General features: G+C 69.7%; 15 protein-coding genes. 3 read left to right on the top strand and 12 right to left on the bottom strand.

Annotated features, from left to right (window positions below):
• Positions 1–68 precede the first annotated feature (68 nt).
• The 9 genes from VDQ83_RS13740 to VDQ83_RS13700 all read right to left on the bottom strand — a co-directional run bounded on the left by VDQ83_RS13740 (position 69) and on the right by VDQ83_RS13700 (position 11553).
• Positions 69–1421: a sensor histidine kinase gene (locus VDQ83_RS13740; protein ID WP_455435365.1), complete on the bottom strand. Its 1353-nt coding sequence runs from the start codon at positions 1419–1421 to the stop codon at positions 69–71.
• A complete protein-coding gene (locus VDQ83_RS13735; protein WP_263397107.1) occupies positions 1418–2755 on the bottom strand; it encodes a sigma-54-dependent transcriptional regulator in 1338 nt (445 codons plus the stop codon). The genes VDQ83_RS13740 and VDQ83_RS13735 overlap by 4 nt, the downstream gene beginning before the upstream one ends.
• Positions 2756–2912: 157 nt before the next feature.
• Positions 2913–4085, bottom strand: coding sequence for an ABC transporter permease (locus tag VDQ83_RS13730; RefSeq protein WP_455435364.1), 1173 nt, complete (start codon positions 4083–4085; stop codon positions 2913–2915).
• A 16-nt stretch (positions 4086–4101) separates the two neighbouring features.
• Positions 4102–5328 (bottom strand): ABC transporter permease, encoded by a 1227-nt coding sequence (locus VDQ83_RS13725; protein WP_455435363.1) that lies wholly within the window; start codon positions 5326–5328, stop codon positions 4102–4104.
• A gap of 37 nt (positions 5329–5365) precedes the next feature.
• The gene (locus VDQ83_RS13720) at positions 5366–6667 is read right to left on the bottom strand and encodes an ABC transporter permease (protein WP_455435362.1); all 1302 of its coding nucleotides are present in this window, start codon (positions 6665–6667) and stop codon (positions 5366–5368) included.
• 49 nt (positions 6668–6716) lie between these two features.
• Positions 6717–7946 (bottom strand): ABC transporter permease, encoded by a 1230-nt coding sequence (locus tag VDQ83_RS13715; RefSeq protein ID WP_309916409.1) that lies wholly within the window; start codon positions 7944–7946, stop codon positions 6717–6719.
• A 64-nt stretch (positions 7947–8010) separates the two neighbouring features.
• The gene (locus VDQ83_RS13710; protein ID WP_455435361.1) at positions 8011–9309 is read right to left on the bottom strand and encodes an ABC transporter permease; all 1299 of its coding nucleotides are present in this window, start codon (positions 9307–9309) and stop codon (positions 8011–8013) included.
• Between the two features lie 81 nt (positions 9310–9390).
• Positions 9391–10113, bottom strand: a complete 723-nt coding sequence (locus VDQ83_RS13705; RefSeq protein ID WP_455435360.1) for an ABC transporter ATP-binding protein — start codon at positions 10111–10113, stop codon at positions 9391–9393.
• A gap of 168 nt (positions 10114–10281) precedes the next feature.
• The gene (locus tag VDQ83_RS13700; RefSeq protein ID WP_455435359.1) at positions 10282–11553 is read right to left on the bottom strand and encodes an efflux RND transporter periplasmic adaptor subunit; all 1272 of its coding nucleotides are present in this window, start codon (positions 11551–11553) and stop codon (positions 10282–10284) included.
• Between the two features lie 296 nt (positions 11554–11849).
• Here VDQ83_RS13700 and glmS point away from each other — a divergent pair, with 296 nt between their 5' ends.
• Positions 11850–13682: a glutamine--fructose-6-phosphate transaminase (isomerizing) gene (gene glmS / locus VDQ83_RS13695; protein ID WP_455435358.1), complete on the top strand. Its 1833-nt coding sequence runs from the start codon at positions 11850–11852 to the stop codon at positions 13680–13682.
• A gap of 168 nt (positions 13683–13850) precedes the next feature.
• Here the strand turns inward: glmS and VDQ83_RS13690 are convergent, their stop codons facing one another.
• Positions 13851–14936, bottom strand: a complete 1086-nt coding sequence (locus VDQ83_RS13690; RefSeq protein ID WP_455435357.1) for an FAD-dependent oxidoreductase — start codon at positions 14934–14936, stop codon at positions 13851–13853.
• Positions 14937–15081: 145 nt separating this feature from the next.
• Here VDQ83_RS13690 and VDQ83_RS13685 point away from each other — a divergent pair, with 145 nt between their 5' ends.
• Together VDQ83_RS13685 and VDQ83_RS13680 are read left to right on the top strand one after the other, a co-directional pair.
• Positions 15082–15807 (top strand): TetR/AcrR family transcriptional regulator, encoded by a 726-nt coding sequence (locus VDQ83_RS13685; protein ID WP_455435356.1) that lies wholly within the window; start codon positions 15082–15084, stop codon positions 15805–15807.
• Between the two features lie 325 nt (positions 15808–16132).
• Entirely contained in the window at positions 16133–16606 is a 474-nt protein-coding gene (locus tag VDQ83_RS13680) for a hypothetical protein (RefSeq protein WP_455435355.1), read from the top strand.
• Between the two features lie 257 nt (positions 16607–16863).
• Here VDQ83_RS13680 and VDQ83_RS13675 read toward each other — a convergent pair whose 3' ends face one another.
• Together VDQ83_RS13675 and VDQ83_RS13670 are read right to left on the bottom strand one after the other, a co-directional pair.
• Positions 16864–17967: a copper resistance protein B gene (locus VDQ83_RS13675; protein WP_455435368.1), complete on the bottom strand. Its 1104-nt coding sequence runs from the start codon at positions 17965–17967 to the stop codon at positions 16864–16866.
• 326 nt (positions 17968–18293) lie between these two features.
• Complete coding sequence (locus VDQ83_RS13670; RefSeq protein ID WP_455435354.1) at positions 18294–20114, bottom strand: copper resistance system multicopper oxidase; 1821 nt, start codon at positions 20112–20114, stop codon at positions 18294–18296.
• Between the last annotated feature and the right edge of the window lie 108 nt (positions 20115–20222).

The following is a 20222-nucleotide window of genomic DNA, read 5'->3' as shown; positions in this document are numbered from 1 at the left end:
AGCCGCGACAGGCACTCCGGTTAGTGCCTGTCGCGGCTGAAGCCGCTCCTACAGACGAGCGCGAGACGTCAGCTACCCGACGCCAGCGGCAGCTGCACCGCCACGCACAGCCCGCCTTCGTCGCGGTTCTGCAGCGACAGGCGGCCGCCGTGCGCTTCGATGATCTCGCGGGTCAGCGCCAGACCCAGGCCGGTGCCATTGCGCTTGGTCGAATAGAACGGCATCAGCGCGTTCTGCAGCACCGCCTCGTTCATGCCGCTGCCGCGGTCCAGCACCTCGATGCGCAGCCACTCCGGCCGGGTGGAGACGCGGATGCGCACGCTGTCGGCCGGCGCCAGACCTTCGGGGCTGGATTCGTGCGCGTTCTTGACCAGGTTGAGCAAGGCCTGCTGCAGCTGCGCCGGATCGACCCGGCTGTGCAGGTCGGGCGCCTCCAGCTCCAGCGCGAACGGAATCTGCTGCTGCAATCCGCCGAGGAACTGCGCCCAGTGCACGGTCTGCAACTGCGGTTGCGGCAGCTTTGCGAAGCGCGCGTAGCCGCGGATGAAGCCTTCCAGGTGCCGCGCGCGTTCCTCGATGGTGCCGAAGACTTCCTCCAGCCGCTCCACCTTCTGCCGCCGCACCAGTTCGGCGCCCGAATGCGCCAGCGAGGCGATCGGCGCCAGCGAATTGTTCAACTCATGGCTGATGACCCGGATCACCTTCTTCCAGGTATGCACTTCCTGGCGGCGCAGCTCGGCGGTGAGCAGGCGGATCAGCAGCAGTTCGTGCGGACGGCCGTTGAGCCGGAAGCGGCGCCGCGACAGATGGTAGACCTGCTCCTCTTCCGGATCCTCGTCGTCGTCGATGGTGAACAGGCTGTCGCCGCCGCGCGCCACGGCCTCGCGCAGCGCCGGCGGCATGCCCAGCAGCAGGTCGTCCAGGCGCTGGCCTTCCAGTTTCCAGCCGCCGTGCAGCAGCTTGCGCGCGGCCAGGTTGGAGAACACCACGCGGCGCAGGCCGTCGCCGCCGTTGGAGGTCAGCAGCATCGCCACCGGCGTGTTCTGCACCATGGTGTCGAGCATCAGTTCGCGTTGCGCCAGGCCCTGGCGTTGCTCGCGCAGGATCTCGCCCAGCTGCCGGTGCGCGGCGACCATCTCGCCCAGTTCGTCGTCGCCGCGCCAGTGCACGCCGAAGTTGTATTCGCCGTCGCGGTAGCTGCTGACGGTGCCCGCCAGGGCGCGGAACAGCGAGCGCATCGGCGCGGTGGCGCGGCGCAGCGTCCACCACATCAGCGCCAGCAGCAGCAGCGCCGACAGCGTCACCACTTCCCAGCCGCGGTCCATCCAGTACGCCAGCAGCCACGGCATCGCCGCGGCCAGCGCCAGCACCGGCAGCAGGCGCAGGAACAGGCCGGCGGTGAAGGAGCGGCGCAATTTCATTCGCGCGGGATTCCGTAGCGGTCCATGCGCCGGTACAGCGCCTGCCGGCTCATGCCCAGTTCGTTCGCGGCTTGGGCGATGACGCCGTTGGCGCGGCCCAGCACCGCGACGATGCGCTCGCGGTCCGGCTCGGCGCCGGCGGCGGGGCGCTGCGGCGCCGGCTTGGGCAGGTTGAGATCGGCGGCGTCGATCTGGCGGCCGCCGGCCAGCAGCTCGGCACGCTGGATCACGTTGCGCAGCTCGCGCACGTTGCCCGGCCAGGCATGCCGCTGCAGCGCCTGCGCCGCGCCGGCCGACAGCGGCTTGGCGCCGGACAGGAAGTGCTCGGCCAGTGGCAGGATGTCGCCGGGGCGGTCGGCCAGCGCCGGCAGCGACAGCTCCACCGCGTTGAGCCGGTAGTACAGATCCTCGCGGAACGCGCCGTCGCGGATCATCGTGGTCAGGTCGGCGTTGGTGGCGCTGATCACCCGCACCTTGACTTGGCGCTCGCGGTTGGAACCCAGCCGTTCGAAGCGCCCGGTCTCCAGCACGCGCAGCAGTTTCATCTGCCCGGCCAGCGACAGGTTGCCGATCTCGTCCAGGAACAGGGTGCCGCCATCGGCGGCCTCGAACTTGCCTTCGCGGACCTTGTTGGCGCCGGTGTAGGCGCCGGCTTCGGCGCCGAACAGTTCGGCCTCGATCAGCTCGGCCGGAATCGCGCCGCAGTTCAGCGCCACGAACGGGCCCTGCCGCATCGGCGAATTGGCCTGGATGATCTCGGCGATCTTCTCCTTGCCGCTGCCGTTGGGGCCGGTGATCAGCACCGGCAGTTCCGAGCGCGCGACCTGGCAGGCCAAGGCGATGGCGCGCTCGCTGGCCGGGTCGGCGAACACCGCGCCGCGCAGCTCGTAGCGCTGCGCCAGCTGCTGGCGATGGCGGCGTTCGCCGTCGCGGCGCCGTTCCAGTTCGCGCCGCGCCTCGGACAGCTCCAGCAGGTTGTTGACCGTGGTCAGCAGCTTGCGGTCGTCCCAGGGCTTGGCCAGGTAGTCGGCGGCGCCGGCCTTGACCAATTCCACCGCGCTGCTGAGCTGGGTCCAGGCGGTGAGCAGGATCACCGGCAGGTCCGGGTGGCGCGCGCGGATCGCATCGAACAGCGCCACGCCTTCCTCGCCCGAGGTGGTGTCGGCGGTGAAGTTCATGTCCTGCAGCACCAGATCGATGTCGCCCTCGGCCAGGCGCTGCAGTCCGGCATCCGGGCTGTCCGCATGCACCGTGTCGATGTCGTGCAGGGAGAACAGCACCTCGAGCGCGGTGGCGACGGCGGGGTTGTCGTCGATGATCAGGATGCAGGGCATCGGGAACCTTGTCGGATGGCCGGGGCGGAACCGGCGGATGCGGGACGAGGCGGCATCATCGCAGCCCCGGCGTGGCTTGTCGTGTGCGCCATGGGCGGCAGGCGGTCGGCCCGTGGCGCTGCGGGCGAGTGCGGTGTCGCCGCCGCGATCGCGTGCATCATCGGTACGCCGCAGGCGACAGCCGCGCGGCGCGTGCGGCCGGGCCGCGCATCGCCAGCCAGCCACCACCGAGCAACAGCAGCGCGGTGGCCAGCGGATACAGCGGCGGCGGCGACAGCGCCGGGAACTCGAGCAGGGCGCGGCGCAGCAGCGCAGCGATCGCCACACCCACGGCGATGCCCAGGCCGCACAGCAACAGGTTCTCGCGGCGCAGATGGCCACGGATCTGCGCCGCGCGCGCGCCGAGCGCCCGCCGCAGCGCGATCTGCCGGTAGCGCTGGCGCACCATCGCTTCGCTGATGGCGTAGACCGTCGCGATCGTGCCGAACAGCCACAGCGCCGCACCCGCGGCGAGCAGCAAGAGCCGATGGCGATGCAGGCGCAGTCGCTGCAGGCGCAGCTCGCCGGCGCTGCTCAGTTCGTGCAGCCGCCCCGGCGCGATCCGCTCCGCGTCCGCCGCCAGCCGCGCGCGGACCCGCGCCGGATCGCCGGGCGCGACCCGCAACACGTACAGCGCGTTGCTGCGATCGTGCAGGCGCAACGGCAGGATGGCGCTGTCCTCGCCGCCCTCGCCAGGCGCGCGCAGCTGCTCGACGATGCCGACCACCCGCGCCGGCGGCTCGCCGCCCAGATGCACCGTCTGCCCCAGCGCGTCGCCATTCGGGAACATCCGCGCCGCCAGCGTCCGGGTCAGGATCACCCGCTGCGCGAGGTTCAGCGCAGAGGGCGATGCGAGATCGCGATACTCGTCGTCGGTGAAGTCGCGGCCGCGCTGCAGGCGCAGGCCCAGCGTCGCCAGCAGTCCGGGGTCGCCGAGGTAGGTGCTGGCCTGGAACTGCCCGCCGGCCCCGCCGGCGCGTGGTCCCATCAGGGTGTCCCAGCGTTCGGGCCCGAACGGCAATTGGTTGATTGCCGCGACGTGCAACACGCCGGGCACGGCGCGCAAGGCCGCCGCCTCGCGCTGCGCCGCCGCGGCGGACACCCGGCCGCCGAGCCGCAGCGTCAGCAGATGCGCATCGTCGGCGATGCCGCTGGTCGCATGCATGCGCGCATGCGCCTGGTTGGCCAGCGTGCCCAGGGCGAGCAGCACCGGGTAGCTGATCGCCATCTGCAGCACGATCAGCGCCGCCAGCAGCTTGTGCCGGCGCAGCGAGACCAGGAAGCGATCCATGGCCGAATCGCGACGCTCAGGCGCTGCGCGTGGCGACCGCCGGCGGCACGCGGGTGGCGCGCCGCGCCGGGCCGAGCACCGCGAGCTGGCCGAGCAGCCACAGCGCCAGCGCGCCGACCGGCAGGTACCACAGCGGCAGCCGTTCCAGTTCGTAGGCGCTCATCAGGTACAGGTTGGCGGCGTAGGCGAGCAGCATGCCCAGCACGATGCCGACGCTGGCGAGCAGGAAATTCTCCAGCTGGAAGTAGCGCAGCACCTGGCCGCGCGTGGCGCCGAGCGCGCGGCGCACGCCGATCTGCTTGGTGCGCTGCTGCACCCAGAAACTGGCCAGGCCGACGATGCCCAGCGCGGTGATCAGCAGCAACATCACGCACACGCCGGCCAGCAGCCAGGCCATCGCGCGGTCGTTGCGGTAGTAGGTCGCGCGTGCCTGTTCCAGCGACACGCTGCTCTTGTCGCGGATCATGCGCCGCGGGCCGTGCGCCAGCAGCAGCTTGCGCGCCTGCTGTTGCACCGCCTCGCGCTGCGCCGGATCGTCCACGCGCAGCACGTAGGTGCCGCGGGTGTAGGCCATGTTCACCGGGAACAGCATGGTGCTCTCGTAGTCGGCGGCCGAGCCGTAGTCGCGCGGCTGGACCAGGCGCTCGACCACGCCCACCACCCGCTGCTGGCCGTACACGTAGATCGATTTGCCGATCGCCGACTGCCCGGGGAACAGGCGCTGGGCCAGGGCTTGGCTCAGGATCACCGAGGGAACGACGGCATCGTCGTTGGGGTCCATCAAGCGCGCGTGGTCGAGGAATTCGTCGGCGTTGAAGCCGCGGCCGGCGACCAGCTTCAGCCCCAGCGTGTCCAGCAGCTGCGCATCGCCGAAGTAGTTGGTGGCGCTCAGGGTGGCGCGTTGCTGGTCCGGGCCGAGCGAGATGCCGCTGGCGCCGATCGAGCTGCCGAACAACGGCTGGTTGATGACGCTGGCGTTGCGCACGCCGGGAATGCGCCGCAGCGCATCCAGGTCCTCGCGGGTGAGCGCGGCGGCATCGCCGCTGCCGAGCACGTTGCCGACCTTGACGTAGACCAGGTGCGCTTCCGCCACGCCGGTCGGGCGCTGCATGTTGTGCAGGCGCGTGCCGATCAGGAACAGCGCATTGCACACCACGGCGCAGCTGAAGGCGATCTCCAGTACGATGAGCAATGCGGCGATCTTGTGCTTGCGCAGGCTGGAGAGGATGGGGCGGATAGGCACGGGGGCGTTCCTGGCAGGAAGGGGGACGCGTAGCGCGTCACTGCGACTTGAGTTGCATGGCGGTCTGTACGCGCATGGCCTGCCATGCAGGCAATGCGCCGGCCAGCAGGCTGCTTCCCAACGTCAACGCCAGTGCGACGAACAGCATGCTGCCGTCCATGTGCGCCAGTGCGGCATAGTCGGCCGGTTGCCGGCGCACCAGCCACAGGCCGAGCCAGGCCAGCAGCAGGCCGGCCATGCCGCCCGCCGCGCCGATCATGCCGGCTTCCACCAGATGCTGGGCGAAGATCGCGCGGCGCGATGCGCCCAGGGCCCGGCGCACGCCGATCTCGCCGCCGTGGCGCAGGAACTTGGCCAGCATCAGGCCGACGGTGTTGAGCAGGCAGATGCCAAGGAACACCAGCGCCAGCCACAGTTGCAGGCGCACGTCGGCCGGTACCGCATGGTTGCGGTCCAGCCATGCCATCACGTCGCTCAGGCGCACGTCGGCGGGGTGGGTGAAGCGGCCGCTATCGTGTTGCTGGCGCGCGTAGCCGTCCAGGTAATCGCGGTAGGCGGCGCGCTTGCCGGCGTCGGCGAGTTCCACCCAATACTGGATCCACGTGCAGGGCGCGTTCTCGCTGTCTTGGCCATCGCCGCTGCTGCCCCAGCACTCCATGGTGCCGCTCGCTCCCATCTGCAGGTCGCGCGAGGTCGAGAACGGGACGAAGATGTCCTCGCTGTCGCCGTATTCGGTGTTGGTCAGGTCGTAGAAGCGCGGGTTCATACTCCAGTCCTCGGTAACGCCGACAACGCGCAGCATGTTTTCGCCGACCTGCAGGTCGCGCCCGGTGCTGTCCACGTCGCCGAACAATTGCTCGTTGAGCTTGCGCGAGAGCACCGCCACGCGCGCGCGCCGCGTGTCGTCCTCGGCGGTCCAGGCGTGGCCGTAGCGCATCGGGACCGCGAACATCGGGAAGAAGTCGGCCGAGGTGAAGCGTGCTTCGACGTGGGACGGCGTCTGTTCGGCCTTGACCGGCACCACGTTCACGCCGCCGGCGGACATCATCGCCTGGCGATCGCCGCGCTTGTCGCGCAACAGCGCTTCGGCGTCGCGGCGGGTCAGCTGCAGCGGCTCCTCGCCGGCCGGCTCGTACTTGTCGTCCGGATAGACGTTCATCTCCACGTAGAACAGCTGCGCGCTCTTGCCCGGGATCGGATCGGCGGCCAGCACGTGGAACACGGTCAGCGTGGTCATCGAGGCGCCGATGCCGACCGCGATGGCGAGCACCATCAACGCGGTCAGCAACCGGTTGCGACGAAAGCTGTGCAGCGCCAGTTTGCAGTAGTAGCCGAACATCGGGAGTCCTGAAAAAAAGGGCCGGCATGACGCCGGCCAAGGGGACACGTCAAGCGCTGCGCGTGGCGACGGCCGGCGGCACCGCCGCGGCGCGCCGCGCCGGTGCGAACACCGCGATCTGGCCGAGCAGCCACAGGGTCAGTGCGCCGAACGGCAGGTAGTACAGCGGCAGCCGCGGCAGTTCGTACTTGCCCATCAGCCACTGGTTGATCGCATACGCCAGCAGCATGCCGAGCACGATGCCGGTGCTGGCCAGCAGGAAGTTCTCGGTCTGGAAGTAGCGCAGGATCTGCCCGCGGGTGGCGCCGAGCGCGCGGCGGATGCCGATCTGCTTGGTGCGCTGCTGCACCCAGAAGCTGGCCAGGCCGACGATGCCCAGCGCGGTCACGATCAGCAACGCGATGCACACCGCGCCGAGCAGCCACACCATCGCGCGGTCGCCCTGGAAGTACTTGTCGCGGATCTCGGCATAGGTCTCCTGCTTGAGCACCAGCCGGCTGCTGTCCACCTTCATCAGCGCCGCGACCGCTGCGGCCAGCACTTCCTGGCGCCGCGCCGGATCGGCGACCCGCAGCACGTACAGGCCGTCGGTGTAGCTCAGGCGCAGCGGCAGCAGCATCGCGTAGTCGATGTCGCCCAGGCCGCTGGCGGCCGCGTTCGGACGCGCCAGCGTCTCGACGATGCCGACCACGCGCAGCGGCGTGGGCCCGGTGTAGATCGTCTTGCCCAGCGCGTTCTGCCCGGGGAACATCTTTTCCGCGGTGGCGCGGTTGAGGATGATCGCGGTGCCCTTGTCGCGCACGGTGCGGTTGCTCTGCGCGGCTTCCAGGTCGACGTACTCGTCGGGGGCGAAGTCGCGCCCGGCGGCCAGGCGCAGGCCCAGGGTCTTCAGGCTGCTTTCCTCGGCCATGTACTGCGCCGCATTGAGCGTGGGCCGCTCCTGGTCCGGGGTCAGCGACAGGCTGGTGTTCCAGGAATAGCGCACGAACGGCACCTGGTTGAGTACGGTCGCGCTGCGCACGCCCGGCACCGCGCGCAGCGCGGCCAGGTCCTCGCGGGTGCGCGCGGCGGCATTGACCTGCTGGCCGATGCCGCCCAGCGCGACCGTCACCAGTTCCGACTCGGCGATGCCGCTGGGCCGCTGCAGGGTCTCGATGCGGTTGCCGATCAGGAACAGCGCATTGCACACGATCGCGCAGGCCAGTGCGATCTCGAACACGATCAGCGCGGCGGCGGTCTTGTGCCGGCGCAGGGTGGAAAGGATGGGGCGGATGTCCATGGCGATAACCTTGTGAGGGACCTTCGTTGGCGGTCGGCCCGCCGCCGAGCGGCGGGCGTGAGGGTCAGGACGATTTGAGCTGCAGCGCCGGCGCGACCTGGATCGCGCGCCACGACGGCAGCAGGCCCGCCAGCAGGCTGGCGACCAGGGCCATGGCGAAGGTCAACGCCAGCATCTTCGGATCCAGGTGGGCGAGCTTGGCGTAGTCGGCCGGCTGCTGGCGCACCGCCCACAGGCCGAGCAGGGCAAGCCCCAGGCCGGCGATGCCGCCGGCCAGGCCGATGGTGCCGGCCTCCACCAGGCATTGGGCGAAGATCGCGCGGCGCGAGGCGCCGAGCGCGCGGCGGATGCCGATCTCGCCGCTGCGGCGCAGGAACTTGGCCAGCAGCAGGCCGACGGTGTTGAGCAGGCACACCAGCAGGAAGCCCATCGCCAGCCACAGCTGCAGGCGCACGTCGCTGGGCACCACCTTCACCACGTCCAGCCACTCCATCACGCTGCGCAGGCGCACGTTGTTCGGGCGCTGGAAGCGGCCGGCGGCGCGCTGCTGGCTGGAGTAGTTTTCCAGGTAGGCCTTGTAGTCGGCGGCCTGCGCCGGGTTCTCCAGCTCCACCCAGTACTGCACCCAGGTGCACGGCGCGTTAAGCGAAGTGTTGTCGCCCTCGCTGTCGCCGAAGCAGTTCATGCTGCCGTTGCGGTCCATCTTCAGGTCCATCGCGACCGAGAACGGCAGGTAGGCCTGCTCGTCGGAGCCGTAGGTATTGTTGATGTCGTAGAAGCGCGGGTTGGCCTCCCAGGTGTCGAGCACGCCGACGATGCGGAACGTGTTCTGGTCCATGCGCAGCTCGCGGCCGACGCTGTCGGCGCCGTCGTACAGCTTTTCGTTGAGCTTCTTGGTGATGACCACCACCCGCTCGTGGCGCTCGTCTTCCACTCCGGTCCAGCCGCGGCCGTACAGGAACGGCGTGTCGAACATCGGGAAGAAGTCCGCCGAGGTGAAGCGTACTTCCGACTTGAACGGTTTCAGCCCGCTCTTGAGCGGTTCCACCGCCACCGATCCGCCGGTCATCAGCGCCTGCCGCTTGGCCCGTTTCTCGCGCAACAGCGCTTCGGCGTCGTAGCGCGTGTTCTGGAAATCAGGTTCCTCGCCGGGTTGGAAGCCGGCCTTCGGCAGCGCATCGACCTGTACGTAGAAAAGCCGGTCGCTCTTGTGCGGGATCGGGTCGCCCGAGAGCACGTAGAACACGGTCAGCGTGGTCATGCTGGCGCCGATGCCCAGCGCGATGGCCAGCACCATGAGGGCGGTGAGGATCTTGTTGCGGCGGAAGCTGCGCAAGGCGAGGCGGAAGTAATAGCCGAACATGGGTGGCTCCGGGCGGGCGCTGCGGGTGGCGACGATGGGTGGGATGGCGATGGCGCGCAGCGCCGGGCCGGGTAGGTTCGCTCAGCGCGCGACGTTGGGGATGGTGCCGATCGCGGCTTGCGCCAGCACCGGTTCGCGCTGCAGGTCGGTGGCCTGGCCGTCGACGATGTGCACGTTGCGCTGCGCGCGCGCGGCCAGTTCCGGGTCGTGGGTGACCATGACGATGGTCGAGCCCTGCGCGTTGATCTCTTCCAGCAGTTCCATCACCCCGCGCGCCATCTGCGAGTCCAGGTTGCCGGTCGGTTCGTCGGCCAGCAGCAGGCGCGGGCTACCAGCCAGCGCACGCGCGATCGCCGCACGCTGTTGCTGGCCGCCGGACAGTTCGGACGGGTAGTGCTTCATCCGCGAGCCGAGCCCGACCCGGCCCAGCGCGTCCTCGATGCGCTGCTTGCGTTCGGCCGCGGCCATGCCGCGGTAGCGCAGCGGCACATCGACGTTGTCGAACAGGTTGAGGTCGGGGATCAGGTTGAAGCCCTGGAAGATGAAACCGATCTTCTGGTTGCGCATGCGCGAGCGCGCGTCGTCGTTGAGGTTGCTGACGTCCTGCCCATCGAGCACGTACTGGCCGCTGGTGAAGGTCTCCAGCAGCCCGGCGATGTTGAGGAAGGTGGTCTTGCCGGAGCCGGACGGCCCGGTGACGGCGACGAATTCGCCTTCGCGCACATGCAGGTCCAGCGAGCGCAACGCGTGCGTTTCGACCTGTTCGGTGCGGAAGACCTTGGAGACGGAGCGCATTTCGAGCATGAGGTGGTTCCTTCGCTAGGAGTGATGTTGTGGTGCCGGGACTGGGGACTGGGGACTCGGGACTCGAAAAGCTCACGCTTCGTTACCCGTCTCCCCGCCGAAATTCAGTTGTTCTGCATCTTGCGTTTGCTTTTCCGAGTCCCCGGTCCCGAGTCCCGAGTCCCGGCTTCAATGCACCGTCACCTGCGGCGCCTCGCCGAACAGGTCGCTGCCGGAGACGACGACGCGGTCGCCGGGCTGCAGGCCCGAACGCACCTCGACTTCGCCCAGGCTGGTGACGCCGAGCTCCACCGGGCGGCGGATCGCCGAGCTGCCGTCCATCACGTAGGCGTAGCGGCCGCCGGATTGTTCGACGAACGGGCCGCGCTCGAGCTTGAGCACGTTCTTGCGGGTATCCAGCAGCACCCGCGCGCTCATGCGCTGGCTCTGGCGCAGGCCGGGGGGCTGCTTGTCGGTGAAGCGGATGCGCGCGTTGACCTCGCCGTTGACCACTTCCGGCGACACCGCCGAGATCGCACCGGCGAACGGTTCGCCAGCGCCGCTGGTCAGCTGCGCCGGCATGCCGATCGCCAGGTCGCGGGCGAAGCTTTCCGGCACCTTGATCTCCAGTTCGAACTTGGACAGATCCACCACGCTCAGCACCGGTGCGTTGGCGGCGACGTTGGTGTGCTGGGACACCTGCACCTGGCCGACCTGGCCGTCGAACGGCGAGCGCAGCGTCAGCAGCTCCACCTGCCGCTTCACCTCGGTCACCACCGCGCGCTGGCGCTCGGCCAGCAGGCGCTTGTTGCGCGCGTCCAGGCCGGCGCCTTGGGTCTGCAGGCCGGAATCCTTCTGCGCATGGCTCATCGCGATGTCGGCCTTCTTCAGCGAATCCTGCGCCTTGGCCAGTTCCACCGCAGGCACCGCACCGCCGTCGTAGCCGCGCTGGTAGCGTTCCAGGTCGCGGCTGGCGGCTTGCCGCTCGATCTGCGCCTGGTCGACCAGCTTGCTGGCGTTGGCGCGCGCCAGCACCGCATCCAGGTCGGCGCGGCCGGCTTCGGCTTCCAGACCGGCCAGCGTGGCCTCTTCCTGGGCGAGCTTGCTGCGCAGTTCGGGGCTGTCGATCTCGGCCAGCTCCTGGCCCTGCTTGACCACGTCGCCGGCGACCACCTTCAGGCTCACGGTGCCGCCGGAGATCGCGTACAGGGTCGGGCTGTTGGCGGCGATCAGGCGCCCGTCGGCGGAGATGTCGCGGACCAGGTCGCCGCGGCTGACCGTGGCGATGCGCACGCGTTGCGCATCGAACGAGCGGCTGCCGGCGATCCAGCCGCGCGCGGCGAAGGCGATGCCGAGCAGCACCGCCAACGCGATCAGTGCGGGCCAGAACCAGCGGCGCCAGGCGGCGGCGGAGCGGGGGCGGGCGAGAACCTGGTCCTGGGCGGAAGTGTCGCGGATCATCGGGTCGGGTCGGCGCAGTGGAGATGAACGAATCCAAAGCATGCTGCGTGCCAATCGCAAACGTTTGAAAAATAGTATTTTTTTGTGGGGCTGACGGCTGTCCGGGTGTCCGCGGACACGTTCGCGGACACCGTGTCCGCCGCGATCGAGCAGGCCTGACACGCGCGGAAAGCCACGGCCAGCCGACAGGACTGCGCTTGGGACAGGACGTGGCCTGTTCCGGTCGCGCTGCGGGCTCCTGCGGGACATTCAGCGGACATCGCTAGAATGGCGATCTTTCGGCGAAGGGTGCGGCTATGTGCGGGATCGTGGGTGCGATTGCGGAGCGGGACGTGGTGCCGGTGCTGATCGAAGGCCTGAAGCGTCTGGAGTACCGCGGCTACGATTCCTCCGGCATCGCCGTGGTCGCCGGCGACCACGTACGCCGGGTGCGCCGCACCGGGCGCGTGGCGGAGATGGAGAGCGCCGCGCTGGCCGAGGACGTCCACGCCACGCTGGGCATCGGCCATACCCGCTGGGCCACCCATGGCGGCGTCACCGAGGCCAACGCGCATCCGCACGTCAGCCATGGCGACCTGGCGCTGGTGCACAACGGCATCATCGAGAACCACGAGCAGCAGCGCGAGCGCCTGCGCGCGCTGGGCTACGTGTTCGAGTCGCAGACCGATACCGAGGTCATCGCGCACCTGATCCACCACCACGCATCGCAGGGACTTTCGCTGCTGGCGGCGCTGCAGGCCGCGGTGAAGGAACTGACCGGCGCCTACGCGCTGGCCGCGGTCAGCAAGTCGCGGCCGGACGTGCTGGTCTGCGCGCGGATGGGCTGCCCGCTGTTGATCGGCCTGGGCGAGGGCGAGAACTTCATCGCCTCGGACGTGTCGGCGGTGATCCAGGCCACGCGCCGGGTGATCTTCCTGGAAGAGGGCGACACCGCCGAACTGCGCCGCGCCGACGTGCAGGTGTACGACGCCGAGAACCGGCCGGTGCAGCGCGAAGTGCACATGTCCGAAGTGTCGCTGGCCTCGCTGGAGCTGGGCCCGTACCGCCACTTCATGCAGAAGGAAATCCACGAACAGCCGCGCGCGCTGGCCGACACGCTGGAAGCGTTGTTCGATGCCGGCGGTTTCGAGACGACGCTGTTCGGCCGCAACGCCGACGCGCTGCTGGCCGACATCGACGGCGTGCAGATCCTTGCCTGCGGCACCAGCTACTACGCCGGGCTGACCGCGCGCTACTGGATCGAGTCGATCGCCGGGCTGCCGTGCAGCGTGGAGATCGCCAGCGAGTACCGCTACCGCGCCGCCCACGCCAATCCGCGGCAGCTGATCGTCACCATCTCCCAGTCCGGCGAAACCCTGGACACGATGGAGGCGCTGAAATACGCCAAGTCGCTGGGCCATGCCAAGACCCTTTCGATCTGCAACGTGCCCGAGAGCGCGATCCCGCGCGCCAGCGCACTGGTGCTGTACACGCGCGCCGGCGCCGAGATCGGCGTGGCCTCGACCAAAGCCTTCACCACCCAGCTGGCGGCGCTGTTCCAGCTCACCTGCGTGCTGGCCAAGCTGCGCGGACGCCTGAGCGCCGCCCAGGAAGCCGAGTGCCTGGAGCAACTGCGCTACCTGCCGGGCAGCGTGCAGCACGCGCTGAACCTGGAGCCGCAGATCGCGGTGTGGGCCGAGCGCTTCGCCGACAAGCACAACGCCTTGTTCCTTGGCCGCGGCCTGCATTACCCGATCGCGCTGGAAGGCGCGCTCAAGCTCAAGGAAATCACCTACATCCACGCCGAGGGCTACCCGGCCGGCGAACTCAAGCACGGCCCGCTGGCGCTGGTCGACGCGAGCATGCCGGTGGTGGTGATCGCGCCCAACGACGCGCTGCTGGAGAAGGTGAAGTCCAACATGCAGGAAGTGCGCGCGCGCGGCGGCGAGCTGTTCGTGTTCGCCGACCAGGACAGCCACTTCAGCGAATCCGAAGGCGTGCACGTGATCCGCACGCCGCGCAATGCCGGCCTGCTCAGTCCGGTAGTGCACACCATCCCGGTGCAGTTGCTCGCCTATCACACCGCGCTGGCGCGCGGCACCGACGTGGACAAGCCGCGCAACCTGGCCAAGTCGGTGACGGTGGAGTAGGTGCGACGTGCGTCGCTAGGCCGGCCTGCGTGCCTTCGCATGCCGGCTGGCGCAGCGCATGGATATCGCTGTTACACCGCTGGTTTCAGAAGTGCCGTGCGGCGCGGCCGATGCCGGCACGGCCGCGTCGGCGCGATGCGGCACGACTGCCTCCGCGTACCGATTTGGCTACCCGGCCACGCTGTTGAAGAACGCGACCAGGCCCTGCGGCGCGTCGGCGTCGAAGAACATCGCGAGATTCTGCGCGGACTCTTCGGCAAAGGCCGCGCTGCGCGGGAACATCTCGCTTTCGTACGCGGTGAGCGCGGCTTCAACATCGCCGGGATTGGCGACGATGGCCTTGCCAAGTTCGGCGCCGTCGTAGAGCGCGAGATTGGCGCCTTCGCCGGCGAACGGCGACATCAGGTGCGCCGCATCGCCGAGCAATGTCACCCCGGGCGTGCGCTCCCAGCGGTGCCCGATCGGCAGCGCATGGATCGGGCGCAGCACGGGAGCGGTGTCGCCGTCGGTGATGAGTGCGGTCAGCGCAGGCGCCCAGCCGGCGAATTCTGCGGCGACGCGGGCCAGCGCGGTCGCCGGGTCGGCGAAGTTCAGGCGCGCGAACCACTCCTCCGGCCTGTTCAGCGACACGTAGGTCTGCAGCGTCCCATCGGCATGGCGGTGGGCGAGGATACCCTTGCCCGGCGCGACCGCCATCAGCGTGCCGCCGCCGATCGCCTGCGCGCTGGCCGGGTGGCGGATGTCGCCGTCGAACAGGCAGGTCTCGACGAACGAGGTGCCGGCGTAGGCGGGCACTGCGTGGGACAGCAGCGGGCGCACGCGCGACCAGGCGCCGTCCGCACCCACCAGCAGATCGGTGGTCACTGTCGCGCCGTCGGCCAAGCGCAGCAGGTGCCGCCCGTCGGGGAGCGGGGCCGCCATGGCCAGCTTGCGTCCCCAATGGATGGTGCCCGCGGGTAGCGAATCGAGCAGGAGCCGGCGCAGGTTGCCGCGGTCCACTTCGGGCCTGCCGCCGCTGCCCATGTCGGGCCTGTCGATCAGGAGGGTGCCTTGGCTGTCGACGACCCGCTTCGCATCCGCGCCGGGAAGGACGAGGCCGAGGAACGCGTCGTAGAGACCCGCGGCCTTGAGCGCGCGCTGGCCGTTGTAGGTGTGGATATCGAGCAGGCCGCCTTGCGGGCGGGCATCCGCCGATGCCTCGGCTTCGAAGATCGTCGCGGCGATGCCATGCACGTGCAGCACGCGGGCGAGCATGAGCCCGCCGAGTCCGGCGCCGATGATCGCGATGGGAGTGTGCATCTGAATCCTTGGTCGAGTGGGCGCGCCAGGACGGGTGCGCGTACGAATGGAACGTCGTTCCACATATTGGAATGACGTTCCATCCGTGTCAACATGGGACATGGCCAAGACAATGCGCGGCACCCCGCGACGCGAGGAATCGCTCTCGCGCGAACAGATCGTGGACGCGTCGATCGCGCTGCTGGACAGCGGCGGCGAGGGCGGCCTGACCTTCCGCGCGCTGTCCGAACGGCTCGCCACCGGCCCCGGTGCGCTGTATTGGCACGTCGCCGACAAGCGCGATCTGCTGACCGCCGCCTGCGACGCCATCGTCGCGCGCACTTTGCATGCGCCCTTCGCCGACGCCACGCCGGAGGCTGCGATCCGCGCGCTGGCGCTGGGCATGTTCGACGCGATCGATGCGCATCCGTGGATGGGGTCGGCGCTCACCGGCGCACCCGGTGAATTGCCGATCGTACGTATCGTCGAGCGCATCGGCCAGCAGGTGCGTGCGCTTGGCGTGCCGGACCACGAGCAGTGGGCGGCGGTCTCCGCGTTGTTGAGCTATGTGCTCGGCGTTGCCGGGCAGAACGCGGCCAACACGCAGCGCGCGCGCGCGCGCGGCATCGTCAGATCCGATTTCCTGGATGCGGTGGCGAATGCGTGGTCGCGGCTGGATGCGGACACGTACCCGTTCGTACGCGGCATGGCCGTACACCTGCGCACGCATGACGACCGGGTGGATTTCCTGGCCGGCATCGACCTGATCCTGCATGGTCTGGCAGGGCGCGCGCAGGCGCAGCCGGCCGCCGTACCGGCCCGCAAGATCGCCACCAAGAAGAAGTAGCGGGGTTGGCGTCGCGTCACGGTGCCGGCATGGCGCGTGTAGCGGAAGCGGTGCTGGTCAACATGCTGGCGCCATGTGACATCGTTTTGCGGTCGCGAGCCTCTTCGGTGCCGGATCGCCGCTGGTTGTCGGTGCAGGTCGCACCGATTCCACGCACGCATGCCGGTGATTGCCGCGTCGCACGGCATCCGCGTATCAACAGGCTTCCGCGGTTTGCCGCGCACCCACGCACGCCGGATTGGCAGCCGCGGCGGTCGGCTGCCAACGCAGTGGCCCAGCTTATGCATAAGCTTTCGGCGAGGGTTCCCACCACGCAGGAGGACGTATGTACGAGTCTTTCAGACAGGGGGCGCCGGCCGAACTGTGGCAGGCGCTGGTGCACGAGGCAGGGCAGCGGCTGGGCCGGCCGCTGGACGAGTCGCGCGAGAGCTATCTGGTGTTCGTGCTGTTGCGCTACCAGGCCGATGGGCATCTGCTGTCGCGCACCCAGGCGCTGGCCTGGCTGCATGCGCAGGAGCAGGTCGGGCGCGCCCGCGCCGACGCGCTGCGCGAGGTCGGCGACGGATGCCTGCTGATCGCCGGGCTGTTTCCCGGCATGGCCGCGCGGCGCCGGGTCAGCGTGGACTACTTCATCGAGCTGGGCCGCGGCGCCTACTACGAGGTCGCCGAAACCCGCGCCAGCGACGCCGGGTTGTTCGGGCAACTGGCGCGCAGCTACCAGGAACTGGTGCGCACGCTGGGCGCGTTGCGGCCGCCGCGCGAGTGGCGGATCGGGCAGGGCGGTTCGCTGCGCGCCTGAAGGGCGGCGCCACTGCTTGCCGCATAGGTAGCCTTGGCGGTTGAACGCTGCTCGGCATGGCGCTGCGCTCAATGGTGGTTTGCGGCGCGATCACAGCGATGCGAACGCCTGCGCTGATCCATGTGGGAGCGACTTCAGTCGCGACGGGCTCTACCGGGAATGCCCGTCGCGACTGAAGTCGCTCCCACAGTGGTGCTTTCTTGCAGTGTTTCGCTGACGTTGGGAGGGTGCCGAACCGGAATGCTCGCTCTGCAGCCTCAGAACCAGACCCGCACGCCCGCCACCACACGCGTGTCGCGTGCGGCTTCTCCCGCCTCGCGCCGATAGTCCGCAGTCGCGCCGAACGCGCGCTCGTGGACCACGCCGAGATACGGCGCGAAGCGGCGGCTGATCTCGTAGCGCAGGCGCAATCCGGCTTCCAGCGTGGACAGGCCACTGCCGATGCCGTGTGCGCGATCGTCGGCGAACGCCGCCTCCGCTTCCAGCCGCGGCTGCAGGATCCAGCGATTGCTCAGCAGCACGTCGTATTCGCCTTCCAGGCGCGCGCTGGCGCTGCCGCCTTCGCCGACGTACAGCGTGGCGGCGACTTCGAACTTGTACGGCGCCATGCCCTGCACGCCGAACGCGGCCGAGGTGCGCGCGTCGCCCGGGGCGAAATCCTGTTTGACTCCGACCAGCAGATCCCACCAGGGCGACACCGCGTGACCGTACAGCGCCTCCAGGTCCGCCGCTTCGGTGCGGCCGCCGCTGCGCTCGCCTTCGCTGCGCAGCCACAGCCGATCGATGTCGCCGCCATACCAGGCGCTGGCCTCCCAGGCCTGGCCGCTGCCGTGGTCGGCGTCCCAGCCCTCCAGCCGATCGAACAGCAGGTAGCCGGTGCGCGCCGGGCCATGCTGCATGGTGTGTGCGCGCAGGGTCGGGAATGCCGCGGCGCGGTCGGCGTCGGTGAGCGGCGGGATCGGCTCGCGCGGCAGGGCCGCAGCGGGCGCACCCGTGCAGGTGCATGCCGCGGCTGGTGGCGTTGCAGCCGCCGCTGCCGCAGCGGCGTGCGGCGTTCCGGCGTGGTCGGGCATGGCAGGGTCGTGCATGGCGCGATCGGCATGCGGCGTGGTTGGCGTGCCGTGTTCCATCGTGGTGTGGTCCATGCCTGTGTGCTGCACGTCCGCAGTCTCCGGCACGGCGTGGGCGCCATGTGCTGCGTGGTCCATGCCCACGTGCTGCATGCCGCCATCGCTCGCCGCCGGGGTGGCCGGTGCAGTGCCGGTGTGTGCGGCATGGTTCATGCCTGTGTGCTGCATGTCTGCAGCGTTCGGCACGGCGTGGGCGCCATGTGCTGCGTGGTCCATGCCCACGTGCTGCATGCCGCCATCGCTCGCTGTCGGGGTGGCTGGCGCAGCGTCGGTGTGTGCGACATGGCCCATCGTGGCATGGTCCATGCCGGCATGGGCCATCGCTGCGTCAGCGTTGCCGGCGTCAGCGGGCGGCGGCGGGGTGTGCATAAGTGTCCGGTCGTCGGGTGCCGGGCACTCGCACGATGCAGACGCAGGCGCAGCGGCGGCGGTGGGAGCGACCGCGGCCGGGTCGGCATCGCTTGCAGTGGCATGCAGATGCTGCGCATGCGCAGCGGCGTGCGCGAACAGCAGCGCCAGGCCGATGGCCTGCGCGAGCGTGGCGAGCGGTGCGGCGTTCATGCGTCCACCCGCACTTCGCGCATCATGCCGCCGTCCATGTGGTACAGCAGATGGCAGTGGTAGGCCCAGCGGCCCAGCGCATCGGCGCGCACGCGGTAGCTGCGGCGCGTGCCGGGCGGCATGTCCACGGTGTGCTTGCGCACCTGGAACCGGCCTTCGGCGTCCTCCACGTCGCTCCACATGCCGTGCAGGTGGATCGGGTGCTGCATCATCGTGTCGTTGACCAGCACGATGCGCAGGCGCTCGCCGTAGTTCAGCCGCAGCGGCTCGGCGCTGGCGAACGGGATGCCGTCGAACGACCAGGCGAACTTCTCCATGTTGCCGGTCAGGTGCAGTTCGATCTCGCGCCCCGGCTCGCGGCCGTCGGGGTCCTCGAACAGGCTGTGCAGGTCGGCGTAGGTCAATACGCGGCGGCCGTTGCCGCGCAGGCCGATGCCCGGGTCGTCCAGCTTCGGCGCGGTGGCGGAGGACTGCATGTCCACCAGCGGATTGCCGCGCTCGCTGGGCGGGTGCGCGGGCGCGGCGCCAGCGCCGGCAGCCGCGTGCGTGGTGTGATCCATCGCGGCATGCTCCATGCCGGCCATGCCCATGCTGGCGCCGCCGCCCTGCACGCCTTGCATCGGCGCGCCGCCGCCATGGTCCATGCCGGCATGCCCGCCCATGTCGTGGCCCATGTCCTGCATGCGCAGCAGCGGCCGCGGATCGTTCGCCGGCACCGGCGCCTGCAGTCCCTGGCGCACCGCCAGCGTACCGCGCGCGTAGCCGGTGCGGCCCATGTCCTGGGCGAACACGGTGTAGGCGTCCTGGCCGCTGGGCTCGACCAGCACGTCGTAGGTCTCGGCGGCAGCGATGCGCAGTTCGTCCACGCTCACCGGGTGCACGTACTGGCCGTCGGCGGCGACCACGGTCATCTTCAACCCGGGAATGCGCACGTCGAAGTAGGTCATGCTGGAGGCGTTGATCAGGCGCAGCAGGATCTTTTCGCCGGGACGGAATTCGCCGGTCCAGTTGCCGTCCGGGGCGACGCCGTTGAGCAGGTAGGTGTAGGTGTTGGCGTTGACGTCGGACAGGTCGCTCGGGGTCATCCGCATGCGGCCCCACATGCCGCGATCGGCGAGGGTGGCGCGCAGTCCGTCTTCGCGCGCGTCGCGCAGGAAGTCGCCGACGGTGCGCTGGTAGGTGTTGTCGTAGGACGGCATCTTCTTCAACCGCCGGAACAGCGCTGCCGGGTCCAGGTCGGTCCAGTCCGACAGCAGCAGCACGTGCTCGCGGTCGTAGCGATACGGCGGCGGCTGCAGCGGATCGATGACGATGGCGCCGTACAGGCCGGCCTGCTCCTGGTGCAGCGAATGGCTGTGGTACCAGTAGGTGCCGGACTGGCGCAGGGTGAAGCGGTAGCGGTAGGTCTCGCCGGGGTAGATGCCGTCGAAACTCATTCCGGGCACGCCGTCCATGTTGGCCGGCAGCAGGATGCCGTGCCAGTGCACGGAGGTCTGCGCCTGCCCGGGCAGGCGGTTGGCGACGCGCACGTCGACCGTGTCGCCTTCGCGCCAGCGCAGGATCGGCGCGGGCACGCTGCCGTTGACGGTGATGGCCGGGCGCTCGCGCCCGGTGAAGTTGACCCGTGCGCTGCCGATGCTCAGGTCGAAATCGGTGCCGTGCAGTTGGTAGGGCACGGCGCCGTTGCGGGCCAGCGCCGCAGCCTGCGCCGGGCGCAGCGACAGGCCGCCGAGGCCGGCGGCGGCGCCCAGCGCCAGCCCGGTGACGAAACGGCGCCGCGACGGCAAGGCCGGCAGGCCGGAGGAAGGTGGTTTCATGGGGCAAGCCTCGATGCGATGCGCGACCGCCTGAGCGGTGCATGCGCGGAAACGACGGCGCGCGGAAGCGCGGCCGCAGTGGCGCCACCCGGAAGGGCGGCAGCGTCG

The sequence above is a fragment of the Xanthomonas sp. WHRI 7945 genome (assembly GCF_035026585.1).
The sequence above is the reverse complement of the archived record's forward strand: the minus strand, read 5'-3'. Positions and strand labels throughout refer to the sequence as shown.

Coding starts and splice junctions, on each gene's coding strand:
- VDQ83_RS13740 (WP_455435365.1), bottom strand. CDS start 1,421: ATGAAATTGCGCCGCTCCTTCACCGCCGGCCTGTTCCTGCGCCTGCTG.
- VDQ83_RS13735 (WP_263397107.1), bottom strand. CDS start 2,755: ATGCCCTGCATCCTGATCATCGACGACAACCCCGCCGTCGCCACCGCG.
- VDQ83_RS13730 (WP_455435364.1), bottom strand. CDS start 4,085: ATGGATCGCTTCCTGGTCTCGCTGCGCCGGCACAAGCTGCTGGCGGCG.
- VDQ83_RS13720 (WP_455435362.1), bottom strand. CDS start 6,667: ATGTTCGGCTACTACTGCAAACTGGCGCTGCACAGCTTTCGTCGCAAC.
- VDQ83_RS13715 (WP_309916409.1), bottom strand. CDS start 7,946: ATGGACATCCGCCCCATCCTTTCCACCCTGCGCCGGCACAAGACCGCC.
- VDQ83_RS13710 (WP_455435361.1), bottom strand. CDS start 9,309: ATGTTCGGCTATTACTTCCGCCTCGCCTTGCGCAGCTTCCGCCGCAAC.
- VDQ83_RS13705 (WP_455435360.1), bottom strand. CDS start 10,113: ATGCTCGAAATGCGCTCCGTCTCCAAGGTCTTCCGCACCGAACAGGTC.
- VDQ83_RS13700 (WP_455435359.1), bottom strand. CDS start 11,553: ATGATCCGCGACACTTCCGCCCAGGACCAGGTTCTCGCCCGCCCCCGC.
- glmS (WP_455435358.1), top strand. CDS start 11,850: ATGTGCGGGATCGTGGGTGCGATTGCGGAGCGGGACGTGGTGCCGGTG.
- VDQ83_RS13690 (WP_455435357.1), bottom strand. CDS start 14,936: ATGCTCGCCCGCGTGCTGCACGTGCATGGCATCGCCGCGACGATCTTC.
- VDQ83_RS13685 (WP_455435356.1), top strand. CDS start 15,082: ATGGCCAAGACAATGCGCGGCACCCCGCGACGCGAGGAATCGCTCTCG.
- VDQ83_RS13680 (WP_455435355.1), top strand. CDS start 16,133: ATGTACGAGTCTTTCAGACAGGGGGCGCCGGCCGAACTGTGGCAGGCG.
- VDQ83_RS13675 (WP_455435368.1), bottom strand. CDS start 17,967: ATGCAGCACGTGGGCATGGACCACGCAGCACATGGCGCCCACGCCGTG.
- VDQ83_RS13670 (WP_455435354.1), bottom strand. CDS start 20,114: ATGAAACCACCTTCCTCCGGCCTGCCGGCCTTGCCGTCGCGGCGCCGT.